The 13,486-nt window shown below is 43.2% G+C and carries 13 protein-coding genes and 2 pseudogenes; 8 read left to right on the top strand and 7 right to left on the bottom strand.

All coding sequences use genetic code 11. From position 1 onward, the window contains the following. Positions 1 to 93 precede the first annotated feature (93 nt). The gene (cbiB, locus tag KA717_30085) at positions 94 to 1,071 is read right to left on the bottom strand and encodes an adenosylcobinamide-phosphate synthase CbiB (protein ID UXE59905.1); all 978 of its coding nucleotides are present in this window, start codon (positions 1,069 to 1,071) and stop codon (positions 94 to 96) included. A gap of 45 nt (positions 1,072 to 1,116) precedes the next feature. Here cbiB and KA717_30080 point away from each other — a divergent pair. Further along, positions 1,117 to 1,356, top strand: a pseudogene (locus KA717_30080) (transposase). A gap of 199 nt (positions 1,357 to 1,555) precedes the next feature. Here KA717_30080 and bcp read toward each other — a convergent pair. Genes bcp through KA717_30065 form a run of 3 tightly spaced genes read right to left on the bottom strand, consistent with a single transcriptional unit; the run spans position 1,556 to position 3,298 of the window. Beyond that, positions 1,556 to 2,032 carry a thioredoxin-dependent thiol peroxidase gene (gene bcp, locus KA717_30075; GenBank protein UXE59904.1) on the bottom strand — a complete coding sequence of 159 codons (477 nt, stop codon included), beginning with the start codon at positions 2,030 to 2,032 and terminating at the stop codon, positions 1,556 to 1,558. 1 nt (position 2,033) lies between these two features. Then, entirely contained in the window at positions 2,034 to 2,867 is an 834-nt protein-coding gene (locus KA717_30070) for a M56 family metallopeptidase (protein ID UXE59903.1), read from the bottom strand. Positions 2,868 to 2,881: 14 nt separating this feature from the next. After that, on the bottom strand, positions 2,882 to 3,298 hold the full coding sequence (locus tag KA717_30065) for a BlaI/MecI/CopY family transcriptional regulator (GenBank protein UXE59902.1): 417 nt from the start codon (positions 3,296 to 3,298) through the stop codon (positions 2,882 to 2,884). Positions 3,299 to 3,582: 284 nt separating this feature from the next. On the opposite strand from KA717_30065, the gene KA717_30060 reads away from it, so the two are divergent. Beyond that, positions 3,583 to 6,171 carry a M1 family metallopeptidase gene (locus KA717_30060; protein ID UXE59901.1) on the top strand — a complete coding sequence of 863 codons (2,589 nt, stop codon included), beginning with the start codon at positions 3,583 to 3,585 and terminating at the stop codon, positions 6,169 to 6,171. Between the two features lie 210 nt (positions 6,172 to 6,381). Further along, complete coding sequence (locus KA717_30055) at positions 6,382 to 7,482, top strand: hypothetical protein (GenBank protein ID UXE59900.1); 1,101 nt, start codon at positions 6,382 to 6,384, stop codon at positions 7,480 to 7,482. A 15-nt stretch (positions 7,483 to 7,497) separates the two neighbouring features. Here KA717_30055 and KA717_30050 read toward each other — a convergent pair. From KA717_30050 to KA717_30040, 3 genes and pseudogenes are all read right to left on the bottom strand, one after another. After that, positions 7,498 to 7,698 (bottom strand): annotated as a pseudogene (locus KA717_30050) (hypothetical protein). Between the two features lie 100 nt (positions 7,699 to 7,798). Continuing rightward, entirely contained in the window at positions 7,799 to 8,098 is a 300-nt protein-coding gene (locus tag KA717_30045) for a HigA family addiction module antitoxin (protein ID UXE59899.1), read from the bottom strand. An 11-nt stretch (positions 8,099 to 8,109) separates the two neighbouring features. Beyond that, complete coding sequence (locus KA717_30040; GenBank protein UXE59898.1) at positions 8,110 to 8,391, bottom strand: type II toxin-antitoxin system RelE/ParE family toxin; 282 nt, start codon at positions 8,389 to 8,391, stop codon at positions 8,110 to 8,112. A 209-nt stretch (positions 8,392 to 8,600) separates the two neighbouring features. On the opposite strand from KA717_30040, the gene KA717_30035 reads away from it, so the two are divergent. The 5 genes from KA717_30035 to KA717_30015 all read left to right on the top strand — a co-directional run bounded on the left by KA717_30035 (position 8,601) and on the right by KA717_30015 (position 13,454). Continuing rightward, positions 8,601 to 9,110 carry a hypothetical protein gene (locus KA717_30035; protein UXE59897.1) on the top strand — a complete coding sequence of 170 codons (510 nt, stop codon included), beginning with the start codon at positions 8,601 to 8,603 and terminating at the stop codon, positions 9,108 to 9,110. After that, complete coding sequence (locus tag KA717_30030; protein ID UXE59896.1) at positions 9,088 to 9,486, top strand: hypothetical protein; 399 nt, start codon at positions 9,088 to 9,090, stop codon at positions 9,484 to 9,486. Before KA717_30035 ends, KA717_30030 begins: the two co-directional genes overlap by 23 nt. Before the next feature lie 172 nt (positions 9,487 to 9,658). After that, entirely contained in the window at positions 9,659 to 11,068 is a 1,410-nt protein-coding gene (fumC, locus tag KA717_30025) for a class II fumarate hydratase (GenBank protein UXE59895.1), read from the top strand. 419 nt (positions 11,069 to 11,487) lie between these two features. Next, entirely contained in the window at positions 11,488 to 12,678 is a 1,191-nt protein-coding gene (locus KA717_30020) for a thiolase family protein (protein UXE59894.1), read from the top strand. A gap of 53 nt (positions 12,679 to 12,731) precedes the next feature. Continuing rightward, positions 12,732 to 13,454: a beta-ketoacyl-ACP reductase gene (locus KA717_30015; protein ID UXE59893.1), complete on the top strand. Its 723-nt coding sequence runs from the start codon at positions 12,732 to 12,734 to the stop codon at positions 13,452 to 13,454. The last annotated feature ends 32 nt before the right edge of the window (positions 13,455 to 13,486 follow it).

Raw genomic sequence — 13,486 nt, 5'->3', positions numbered from 1 at the left:
ATGCAAAATTCTATTTCATACCCTGATTAAGCAACGCCGGAATTCTCTTATCGACAAGATTCTTTTTGCTCCGATTAACCCCGTTATACTTCGTTATTCCATGATCAGGTGTGTTGACACAACCCCGATCGCCAGCCAAAGTAAAAAACAAACACGGGTTAAGGCGATCGCCGCTTGAATCTTGTCCACTGTAATCGGAAAATCAGGCTCTCCCAATAACGGTTTTATACGTTTAACCCCTTGATAACTATTTTCACCGCCCAATTGCACCCCTAAAATCGCTGCATAAACCGCCTCACTCCAACCGGAATTAGGGCTAGGATCCTGGGGGCCATCCCGACGACAAATAGCCAAAACCATTATGGGTTTTCCTGATAACAAAGCCAATGTTAATACGGTTAAACGACAGGGCCACCAGGTCAAATAATCCTCGAATCGAGCACTAAACCAGCCTAAATCGCGATAGGGTTCCCGCAAATAACCAATCATAGAATCCAATGTACTGGCCGCTTTATAGCTGAGAACCAGAGGAGCCGGGCCCACCCAGGGAAGCCAGAGACCCAAAATGGCATAAAACAAAGGAGCCATCACCCCATCCACTGAGTTTTCTGCCCAACTTTCTAAGGTCGCTCGCAAAATTTCTGATTCATTTAACGTTTCCGTATCTCGTCCGACAAATTGACCGAGGGCGTTGCGGACTAATGTTATCTCCCCTTGTTGCAGAGCCTTTAACACTTTGTCGGTTGCTTGATATAAACTCCGACCCGCAAAACCACTGGCCAGCAAGATCACTTCTACGACCCAACGTGACCAAGAGTGCCATTGCTCTAATCCCCAAAGCAAAAACCAGCTTCCTAGTCCGGTTCCCAAAATAACGAGTAGCCCTAAACCGATACCGGCATAACGTCGTTGTCTGGGATTGGGTAGTGTTCTCAGAATTATCTGGGTTAGTCCCGCAATGATCCAGCCTATTACCTGCACCGGATGGAGCCATCTGTCAGGATCAGCAATAAGATAGTCCAACAAAGCTGCCAGAAGCAGAACGGTTCCAATCATAATCATTAAAATCATTAAGGGATAACGTTGATCAGGTTAAAGGCATGAAAGTCAGAGCAAGTGAAACAGTTGGATAATGCTCCTGCTCATACCTCTGAAGAAATAGAGATTCCGGATAATGTGATTGCATTTTATCAACCTTCTTATTGTCCTGAAGTGAATTCGATTGAGAGACTATGGCAGTATATTAAAAATTTCTTTGCCTGGCAAAATTTTCAAACCTTAGATGAATTAAGAAAGAAATTAGATACAAAATTGTATTCTTTTTCTCAAGACGAATTAGGTTGTTTAACGGGATAGTCTTGGATTTTGGTTCATCGGTAGTTACTATGCTAAGTCATTTTATCAAGTCCTAAAACTCTTGCCGTATAAGGCTTTTAGTTAAAACTGTCAGTTAATTTGGCATGAATTGAGTGTAAAGACAAGGAAACCCTTTCTTGGCATGGATTCTGGAGTAGATAACCTCATATTTGGCATAACAAATACCGAAGAATCCTAATTATTTACAGGTAGCACGAATTTGAGTCAGCACATCGGCCACATGATCCTTTACCTTAACCTTGGGCCATGCATAGACAATGATTCCCTGGGGATTAATCAGAAAAGTTGAGCGCAAGATTCCCATATATTCCTTACCCATAAATTTCTTTAACCCCCATACCCCGTAGGCTTCTGCCACTGCATGATCAGGATCACTGAGTAGTTGTAGATTTAACTGCTGCTTTTCAATGAATTTACCATGAGATTTTTCTGAGTCTGGACTAACCCCTAAGATTTTCACTCCTAACCCCTGAAAAACTGACTGTTGTTCACTGAAATTAATCGCCTCCGTTGTGCAGCCCGGCGTATTATCTTTGGGATAAAAATAGAGCACTAGCCAAGATCCTTGAAAATCCTCTAGCGTGACAATATTGCCAGTCTGATCTTTAGCTGAAAAATGCGGGGCTGCATCGTTAATTTTTGGTAATTGACCCATGTTAATAATGCAAAGGAATGAGGATCAGGGGAATAAAAACTAATAACCAGAATAGTCTCGTCCAACCCATTTCCGTCAGACGATTTTGAGTGCTGGGATCGATCAAACCATTAATACGAACGAGCAGGCGATTTTCTTGATAAAAGGTTGCACAAATGACTTCTAAATCTGTCAAAGGAGACGTTTGATGGGCCTGTTGAGCCACTAACATCAAAGATTCTGCTAAAACTAAGGCATCAACTTGAGTGACGGCTTTTTGATCAGCCCGCAGTTCCCGTAAAAATAGCAGTTCTTGCCAAAGAGATTCGCTGTTAGGTAGCCAGGCAGTAATCTGACGCAACCAGCCTAACCAGAAAAACCAGAAAGTATCTCGATAATTAGCATGGGCTTTTTCATGGGCCAGGACGGCCTCCAAGTGTTCACTGTCTAAAAGCTCGATTAAACCTTGGCTAATCACCAATTGCGATCGCCAAAAACCGATCTGGGCACTGTAGGGAAAACTGACATTTAAAATACGAGCAGATTGTCCGTGAATGCTTGTTTGGGGATAGGGTTGCAATTGTTGAAGGGAGATTCTCGCTTGATAGAACCTTAGAACCAGAACACCCAAACTCGAACTGACTAAGGCGATCGCCAAGCCAAAGGTTAACCAACCCGACTCCAGACCCAACATGGTTCCCTGATAGCCCATCGAAATGATCGCCAAGGCGGTGGTAATCAGTAATAAAGGCGGAAAAACGAACCGAAAAAGGGTTTTTGACCAGGAGAGGGGGGATTGATCCCGCCAAGTCCATAACCGTAATCCCCAGGCAAGGCAGCCAGCGATCAATAACATCAGGAAGTGCATCTTTATCCCTCCCGTTGACGACGAAGGTCTTTTAAGCGGGCAGCGATCGCATCCAATTGTTCAATACTGGCTGTATCCAGACTATCGGCGAAGGCCGCCACCACATCAGGATTACTAATCGCTAAAAATTGCTGAAGTTGTTCATAGGATTTAATTGCCTTGGCCTGGGGCTGGGAAATGGCCGCTTGCCAGGAGAAGGCTTTACCCTGCTTATGACAAACCAGCCAACCTTTTTTCGTGAGTCGATTTAAAACCGTCGTCACCGAAGAATAGGCCAGTTCGCGATCGGGATTGGCCAAAATACGCTCATGAATATCCTTGACCGTGGCAGTGCCTAACTCCCAGACAATCTGGAGAATTTCCTGCTCTAGGGGGCCAAGGGAAAGTTGTTGGGGACGGTAATGGGGCAGCCAAGTCATAGAATCAATGGGGCAGATTGTTACGAGGAAGACTTGCTAGTCAGGACTAAGTTAAATAATTAAATGCTCAATACTTAGACCTTAAGTGTAGCGAAAAGAGTGGCAAGCGAAGCAATTATTTCACGATACAGTACAAATTCTCATGGCAAAAGTCGAGAAGGTCTGCATAGACAAAGCTTCTCAATTTAGTTAAAATTAGAATACTTTCACTTACCATTTCTCTTGTTCTCTCAGGCTTATAGCCTTCTTAAATTTTTAGTTTTTCTACTGAGTTATTACTAACAATGTCCTTGCTTACCTTTGATACGGAAAACAATCAACGCAAAAGTTTTGAGTTACCGGGGGCAAAACCTCACTACAACCCTAATCGACCCGGACAAATTAATCATATTTGTTTAGATTTAAAACTAGATCTTAAAAAACAAGCATTTCAAGGAATTTGTCGCCTGACCTTAACCCCGATTCGCACTGATATTAACCAATTAATTTTAGATGCCATTGATTTACAAATTGATTTGGTATTCGTCAAAAATGTTAGCCAATCCTTCGATTATAATGGCGAAACGCTCACGATCAATTTGTCGCAACCCCTAGCAGATCAGCAGACGGATATTGAAATTCATTATCACGTTAATCATCCCCAACGTGGCCTATACTTTATCCAGCCGGATGATCATTATCCCCACAAACCTTGTCAAGTTTGGACTCAGGGAGAAGAGGAAGATTCACGTTTTTGGTTTCCTTGTTTTGATTATCCCGGACAATTAGCCACCTCAGAAATTAAAGTTCAAGTTCCGAAACCCTATGCGGCAATTTCCAATGGCATTTTACAGTCTGTTAAAGATTGTGGTCAAGAACAAATTTTTCATTGGTCACAACAGGAAATTCATCCTACCTATTTAATGACCTTAGCAGTGGGAGATTTTGCCGAACTCAAAGGCCAAGATCATCCCGTTCCCATTACCTATTACGTGGAAAAAGGTCGGGAAGCTGACGGTTGGCGGACAATGGGAAAAACGCCACAGATGATGAGTTTTTTTATTCAAGCATTTGGTTATCCCTATCCCTATCCTAAGTATGCCCAAATCTGTGTAGATGACTTTATTTTCGGCGGTATGGAGAATACTTCTACTACCCTTTTAACCGATCGCTGCCTATTAGATGAACGAGCCGCTTTAGACAATCGCAATTCAGAAAGTTTAGTGGCCCATGAGTTAGCCCATCAATGGTTTGGGGATTTGGTCGTCATTAAACATTGGTCACACGCCTGGGTCAAAGAAGGGATGGCTTCTTACTCAGAAGTGCTCTGGACAGAGCATGAATATGGCCCCGATGAAGCAGCCTATTATCTGCTAGGAGAAGCCCGTAGTTATTTAGAAGAAGATGCGTCCCGTTATCGTCGTCCGATGGTAACAAATGTTTATCGAGAAGCGATCGAACTCTATGATCGGCATTTGTATGAGAAAGGGGCCTGTGTTTATCACATGATACGGGCTATTTTAGGCGATCAATTATTTAGCCGAGCCATTCATACTTTTGTCCAAGATAATGCTCATAAAATCGTTGAAACGATTGATTTATTAAGGGCAATTGAAAAGGCAACCGGCTTTAACTTGCTCTGGCTATTTGATCAGTATGTTTTTCGAGGTGGTCATCCAGACTATAAAGTTACCTACCGTTGGGATCAGGACAATAATTTGGCACAGTTAACGGTTACTCAAACCCAGGCAAAACCGGAGAGTGATCATCATGAGCTTTTTGATCTAAAAATTCCCATTGCCTTTAATTTTATTCAGGGGGAAACCATTACTCAGAAAACCCTTTTACTCAGACTCCAGGAACGGGAGCAGCGTTTTTATTTCGCGCTAGATCGCAAGCCGGATTTTGTCAGTTTTGATCAGGGCAATGCTTTCCTGAAAACGGTTGAGTTGGATTATCCTTTGGCAGAACTCAAAGCCCAACTTTGTCATGATCCTGATCCCATTGCTCGTATCTATGCGGCGATCGCTTTAGGGAAAAAAGGCGGTTTAGAGGTCGTGGAATTATTGCAAAATCGTTTAACAGCCGATCCCTTTTGGGGAGTCCGAGCGGAAATTGCACAACAATTAGCCGAGATTAAGTTAGATCAGGCGGGGACGGCTCTGATTGCCGGTTTAAGTAACGAAAATCCCAAGGTCAGAAAAGCCATTTTTAATAGCTTAAGTCAAGTCAAAACCTTAACTGCCTATCAAACGCTCAAGGATTGTTTAGAAAAAGGCGAATCTAGTTACTATACGGAAGCGGCGGCAGCCACTGGGCTGGGCAAAATCAGCACCGGTAATCTTCAGGATAAGGTCACAGAGGTGATTGCCACCCTCAAACTGATTCTAGAAAGTCGTTCTGGTTGGAATGAAGTGGTACGCTGTGGCGCGATCGCCGGTTTAAGTCAGCTTAAATCTTCGGTCGAAGCGGTAGATCTGATTTTGGATTACACCGCTCTGGGCATTCCCCAACCCTTACGTTTAGCGGCTATTCGGGCTTTAGGAGCTATTTCGACAGGTCAAACGGCCGATAAATTAACGGAAATTTTAGATCGTTTAACCGCGATCGCCCAGGAATCCTTCTTTTTGACCCAGGTAGCAGTCTCCTCGGCCCTCGGACAAATGGAAACGCCTAAAGCTATTGGTATTTTACAAGCCTTAGCCCATCAAACCCCCGATGGTCGGGTTCGTCGTTTAGCAGAAGAGGCGATCGCCAAAGTTCAGGGCAAAATTGGCTCTGATCAAGGGTTAAAAGATTTACGTCAAGAACTTGACCAGATCAAACAGGAAAATCAGGAGCTAAAAAGTCGTCTCTCTAAACTAGAAACCCAAATCAGCAAACCAGAAACTTAAAATTCATCAGTTAATTATTTTCTCTTTTTCAAGGAGGGGAATAGGGGGGATGATATGCCGGAAAAAATTCTTTATCAGGGCAAAGCTTTTTATCCACAAAAGAGCATTTATGCTATTTTTATTTTCCCCCTCGTGCAGATCAAGAAGATTTTTCAAGCCCTGTATAATCTTCTGTTGAAACTAATGTGGATAGAATTGATCAAGGGAGAGATGAAACAAAATGATTTGGCAGGAATTTTATTATTTATTCTCTTTATTGCTTTATCCTGGCTAAGTTTTATTCTTAAAAATTATTTCCAGCTTATTCTCATTGTTTTCATTGTCATTTGGTATATCGACATTGGTATTGCCAAGCAAGCCTATCAACAGCAGAAATATGACCGTCCCCTACAACTTTTACAAAATGAAACGGGAGACCTGCTTTGGCTATTATCCTTGCCGGAAAATAAAATATTAGAAAACAGTTTTAATCGGGGTCAAGTTAGGGAAATGGCGATCGCCTCTCGTCCTATTTTTGGGGGAGCCTTTGAGGAAAAGCTAGATCAGGTTTGGCAAGTCAAATTATGGCTATACGATGGTTCGGACTGGGTGATTGAAGAAGATGCGAATTTACTCGTTGTCCTCAAGGTCGCTAAAAAATTGCAATCCTATGTTACAGTGCCGATCCAATTTGCGGAGAGTTACGGGCCAGGAGATTATGCAATCATTGACTTAGAAGAATCAAAAACGTTTATTGAAGCGGTTAAAAATTGGGGGATCAAATGTCACAAAACAGAACGAAAATGGCATCTTAGCTCGGTCTGGAAATTTCATCATTCCTGGCAATTTTTTAAGCAAGTTTTTAAGGAATCGGGATTTCTACTCTTTGTTTTGTTGATGTCGGCAATCATGTTGCAATTCGGTGGTTTGATCAATCTTTTTGTGCAGGGCTTTCGTAGTCAAGAACCTGTGATCATTGAATTTGCCCAGAATCCGGCTCAACTTTTAGACTTTTGGAACTGGCGTAGTTTTTTGGCCTTTGGCACAGCGATCGCTCTGATGATCTATAAGGGCTGGCAGTTAAGTCGTGTTAAACATAGTTTCATTGATCAATACTTTCTCAAAGTCAACCTAGATAATCAAGCCATTGGCAAGGTCAAAACCCCAGAAATTGAAGCCGTTTTACTGGTTCCCTATCCCGATCATCGAATTTTAATCATTTCCGCAGAATCAGTCGTGGTAATTCCTAAACTACCCAACTTAGCCGATAGTTTGCTCTATTTAACCTATCTTCAAGAAGCCGTTAATCACTTCCAACTAGAGCACACGTAATACGTCATACCCATAAAATTGGCGAGCGTAGGCACTTAGGGATTCCACATATCGCCGTTGACCTTTGGCAAAGATGGTGTCAAAGGCCAAGGAAGATTTTCCTGAACCCGAAACTCCTGTAAAAACAATCAGGCGATCGCGAGCTAAATCCAGATCAACATTTTTGAGATTATGTTGTCTCGCGCCTCGAATACGGATGGTGTTTTGGTCAGTCATGGGCGATCGGGCTTAACAATTTTTAATAATTGTACCGTAATGTAACAGGCATTGTCTTGTCAGCCACGATTCAACTTATAATTTACTCTCTTTTGATTTTCTAAAGAATTGCTAAGGGTTTAATTTGATTTAAAGTTTCTCCCAGTTTTCGTTTTGCTTCCATTAATTCATAGGCATTTTGCAATCGCAAAAAATAACCTTCTGATAGTCCAAAATAACGACATAAACGTAAATCAATATCAGCCGTAATATTGGACTTACCGCGAATAATAAATTCGATATTATCAAGAGATATACCAATGGCCAAGGATAGAGCTTGGGTGGTTATTTGAAGTTCATCTAAAAATTCTTGCTTAAGGATTTCTCCTGCATGGGGATTGGTTAGTAAGGTATCGTTCATCAGATTTTCTCCTAATGATAATCAAAAATTTCAACACAATAGGCACTATTATTCTGCCAGATAAAACAGAGCCGCCACTGTTTTGTAATACGAACACTATATTGTCCTTGTCTATCGCCAACAAGGGCTTCTAAACAGTTTCCTGGCGGATTACGGAGATCGTCTAAATTGTTGGATGCGTCTAACTGACGCAATTTACGCAAGGCTCTTTCCTGTATATCTGATGGTAACTTACGCGAGCGACAACCTTGCCATATTTTTTCAGTTTCTTTACAGGCAAAAGAGAGAATCATGTTTACTTCAGATAATAAGCAAATAATCGGGGTAAATCTAGATCAACGTTTTTGAGGTTATGTTGTCTCGCGCCTCGAATACGGATGGTGTTTTGGTCAGTCATGGGCGATCGGGCTTAATAATTTTTAATGATTGTACAATATTTTAAGATGATTGACTTTCATAGAGTAATTGTCTTACGATAGAACTAGTATTTCTCCCAAGAGAATTGACTGACTTCTTTTACACAATTAAGGTGATTATTATGCCTGAAAATCAATCAAAAGAATCTGAGCCACAAGGTACATCCTCCGATATGCAAGATGCCGCCGTATCCGTTGGTATTGGTGCGGCTGTTGGGGCAGGAACTTCTGCCTTATTGGGAGGAATGGGTTTAGCGGTTGGAGGTACAGCCGTTGGTATTGGTGCGGCTCCTGTTGCTGCGGCTGGTGCAGTAGTTGGTTCTGCTGCCTATGGGGTCAAAAAAGCGGTGGAAGAGCAAGATCCCAGTATTCTAGGGGCTGCTGCTGTCGGGGCTGGGGCTGGCGCAGGGGTTTCTGCTGTTTTGGGCGGAATGGGATTAGCTGTTGGTGGTACGGCGGTAGGAATTACGATGGCTCCTGTTGCTGCGGTTGGGGCAGTTGTGGGATTAGCTGGTTATGGGGTTCTAAAAAAAGTAAAGTATAAAAAATTAAAAAAATACCTACACAAAAAATATGGGTCAAAAAGCAAAACCTAACTTTTTACAAGTGCTTGCTCGAAAAGTAGTTCGGGAAGCCATTCAACAAATTAATGACCAGAAACCTGAAAAGATCATTAATAAACCTCTAGAGGGAACCGAGGCTTTTTATCGTGATCGGTTAGCACAAAAGCTAGGTGGTAAAACTGAAATCTCAACGCCTGTTGGTAGAATAGATATTTTAACTAAAACGGAAGTTATTGAGGTTAAGCGTTCAGCTAATTGGAAAAGTGCGATCGGTCAAGTTAAAAGTTATGGTCAATTTTATCCTAAGCATCATTTACGAATACATTTATTTGGTAAATTAACAAAAACTAAACTTGAAACCATTCAATCTGTGTGCAACTCTGAGCAAATTCACTTAACTTGGGAATAGGATTTTCTATAAAACAGCGATCGCCCTTTCCAAATTTCATAAAACAGTGATCGCCCTCTCTCATCTCCACAAAAAAACAGCGATCGCCAATCCTCGCTATTCGTCGGTAAGGGGACAGGCTTTTGACTAGAATGGTAGCCAGTAGTAATTTGCTGTTTATTTGATTTAGTTTATGACCTCTTCTTCTTTCCCAACTCGCATTGAAACCGATAGCATGGGGCCGATGGAAGTGCCTAGTCATCGCTATTGGGGGGCGCAAACTCAACGATCTTTAAAATATTTTGCGATCGGCTATGATGTCATGCCCGCAGAACTGATTCGGGCCTTTGGTATTCTCAAAAAGGCAGCCGCGATCGCGAATCGGGATTTAGGGAAGTTAAGTGAGGAAAAGGCACAGTTAATCTTTCAGGCAGCCGATGAAGTTATTGCCGGTCAATTAGATGAGCATTTTCCCCTCAGTGTCTGGCAAACGGGCAGTGGAACTCAAACCAATATGAACGCCAATGAGGTGATTGCTAATCGGGCGATCGCCCTTTTTGGAGGAGAACTGGGCAGTAAAACACCGATCCATCCCAATGACGATGTCAATATGTCGCAATCCTCGAACGATACCTTTCCGACGGCCATGCACATTGCGGCGGTGCAACAAATCAAGCAAACCCTAATTCCCCAAATACTAGCTTTACGTAACGCCCTGGCGCAAAAACAGACAGAATTTGATGACATTATCAAAATTGGTCGGACTCATCTCATGGATGCAGTTCCCCTAACCTTGGGCCAAGAATTTTCCGGCTATGTGGCCCAACTAGATCACAACTTGGAGCGATTAGAAAGTTGTTTGCCCCATCTCTACGAATTGGCGATCGGAGGAACGGCTGTCGGTACAGGTCTCAATACCCATCCTGAATTTGCCCAACGGGTTGCTCAAACCATCTCAGCGATGACCGGCTTACCCTTTGTTTCTGCGGCCAACAAGTTTGCTGCCTTAGCCAGTCATGAGGCGATCGTGATGGCCAGTGGGGCACTCAAAACCCTGGCCTGTTCCTTGATGAAAATTGCCAATGATCTGCGTTGGTTAGGCTCTGGCCCCCGTTGCGGTTTAGGGGAGTTAATTTTACCGGCCAATGAACCAGGGTCTTCAATTATGCCAGGTAAAGTCAATCCGACCCAATCAGAGGCCATGACCATGGTTTGTGTGCAGGTAATGGGGAATGATACGGCCATTACCTTAGCGGGGAGTCAAGGCAATTTTGAATTAAATGTTTTCAAACCAGTCATGATTTATAACCTCTTACATTCTATCCATCTCTTAGCAGATGCTAGTCGTTCTTTTCGAGAACATTTAGTGGTAGGCATTGAAGCTAATCGTCCCCAGATTCAACACTTTCTCACCAATTCTTTAATGTTAGTAACGGCTTTAAATTCCCATATTGGTTATGATCGGGCGGCTCAAGTGGCGAAGAGGGCCTATGAGCAAAATAAAACCTTAAAGGCGGTCTGTGTAGAATTAGGCTTTCTTACCGCAGCAGAGTTTGATCAATGGGTGCGACCAGAAGAAATGATTTATCCCTCTCCTCAATAATTGTCATTTGGTTCAGTAATACAAGGCGATCACTCCTTAGCAAAAAAAAAGCGATCGCCGAAAACTTCCCTGGACTCCATCAAGAAATTGAGTTTCCAAATGTCATCAACCGTTAACAAACTAGCTCTAGTTGTTAAAAAAATCTAAATTATTAAATCAAAAGCACTAAAGTTTGTTAAACCTTAGATTGGAGGTCTATATAAACCTTCTTGCTCTCTTTAAATTGGGATGAATGCTTGGTGATGCCAAGGTTAATCTTGGTGTTGCTATCCACTAATTGTCAATGTTTATCTATTTTTTCGATCCAAACTTAATCAATTGTTGGCAAATTTCTCCTCATTCTTTCTCATTGTCATTTTAGTTAACTCATTTGCTGACAAAAAGTTTGTTCGATGTTACTAGCTTATTAGGAAAATACCATGCGTGATGTTTATATTGTTGCTGCCCAAAGAACCCCCCTCGGTCGTTTTGGTGGAGCTTTAACCGAATTTTCCCCGTCGGATTTGGGAGCCAAGGCCATGAAAGCGGCCCTCACCCAATCGGGATTACCCCCAGAGGCTTTAGATCTTTACATTATGGGGAATGTATTACGGGCTGGTCATGGTCAATTGTTACCCCGTCAGGCTGCCTTGAAAGCGGGAATTCCCGAAAGTGTGGATGGCTATGCAGTCGATATGGTTTGTTCCTCGGCAATGGTCAGTTTAATTAATGGCATGATGGCTATTCGGGGAGGCGAAGCGGAGGTTGTCCTAGCGGGAGGGATGGAAGTAATGTCTCAAACGGGCTTTTTCCTGTCCCATCGGGCCCGTTGGGGTTATAAGTTTCTGCTGGGTGCGCCGGAACAACTGACAGATTTACTACTCCACGATGGTTTGATGGACGCGACCACTGGCGAAGGGATGGGGGATCAAACAGAACGATTAGCGGCGGAACATGGTTTTACCCGTCAAGCCTTGGATGAAGTAGCCTACTATTCCCAAAAACGAGCAGCCGAGGCCACTAGTGCGGGGCTATTTAAGACAGAAATTACTCCCATTGAGGTGAAAACTCGCAAAGGAGTACAAATCATTGAGACGGATGAAGGCATTCGGGGAGAAACAACCCTAGAGAGTTTAGGCAAACTGCGGCCAGCGTTTAATCCGCAAGGGGTTTTGACGGCGGGTAATAGTAGCCAAATTTCCGATGGGGCAGCGGCCTTAATTTTAGCCAGTGCAGAAGCGGTAGAACGCTATGGCTTAACGCCCTTGGGTAAAATTTTGGGTGGTTCCTGGGCCGGCGGGCCGTCCTGGCGTTTCCCTGAAGTTCCCATTTTTGCGGCTCAGAAATTACTGGCTAAGTTAAAAATGGACATTTCTGACTTTCATTTATTTGAAAATAATGAAGCTTTTGCCGTTAGTAGTTTGCTTTTTAACAAGCTTTTAGGCGTTGATCCTGAAAAACTCAATGTCAATGGTGGGGCGATCGCTTTGGGTCATCCGATTGGGGCTTCGGGGGCGCGGATTGTGGTGACATTGCTCTATGCTCTGCAACAACGGGATCAAAGCTTGGGATTGGCAGCCCTTTGTCATGGTACAGGTGGCGGAACCGCGATCGCCATTGAACGAGTTTAGATCTCGCTAACTATTCACTCTCAACTATTCACTATTCACTCTCAGGAGTCATTATGCTATCTCTCGGCTTAGAAGATAAAGTTATTTTGGTTACGGGCGGTAATCGTGGCATTGGCGCGGCGATCGTGGAACTGCTTCAGGAATTAGGAGCTAAAGTGGCCTTTACGGATCTCAGTATTGATGAAGGCAAAAGTTCCGCTCTGGGTGTGGTGGCCGATGTAACAAATCTAGACTCCATGACGGCAGCAGCCCAGGAAATTGAGGAAAAACTGGGCCCTGTTTACGGCATTGTGGCCAACGCAGGTATTACCAAAGATAACTTTTTTCCGAAATTAACTCCTAGTGATTGGGATGCCGTTCTTAATGTCAATCTCAAAGGCGTGGCCTATAGTATCAAGCCCTTTATTAGTGGAATGTATGAGCGCAAAGCGGGTTCTATTGTGGCCATTAGCTCTATTTCAGGAGAACGGGGCAACATCGGTCAAACTAACTATTCTGCTACCAAAGCGGGGGTGATTGGCATGATGAAATCTTTGGCACGGGAAGGCGCACGATTTGGAGTACGGGCCAATGCGGTTTCTCCAGGTTTTATTGATACGGAAATGACCCTGGCTATTCGAGAAGATATTCGTCAGAAAATTACGGCGGAAATTCCCTTTGGTCGTTTTGGTAAGCCAGTGGAAATTGCCTGGGCAGTGGCTTTTCTTCTCTCTCCAGTGGCAAGTAGTTATGTAACGGGTGATGTTTTGCGTGTCAATGGGGCCCACCACACCTAAAAACAGTTCCACCTAAATAATAAGAATTGATC

Origin of the sequence: Woronichinia naegeliana WA131 (genome assembly GCA_025370055.1) — a bacterium.
GTDB classification, from domain to species: Bacteria; Cyanobacteriota; Cyanobacteriia; order Cyanobacteriales; family Microcystaceae; genus Woronichinia; species Woronichinia naegeliana.
Note: the sequence above shows the minus strand (reverse complement) of the source record. Positions and strands in the feature narration are given on the sequence as shown.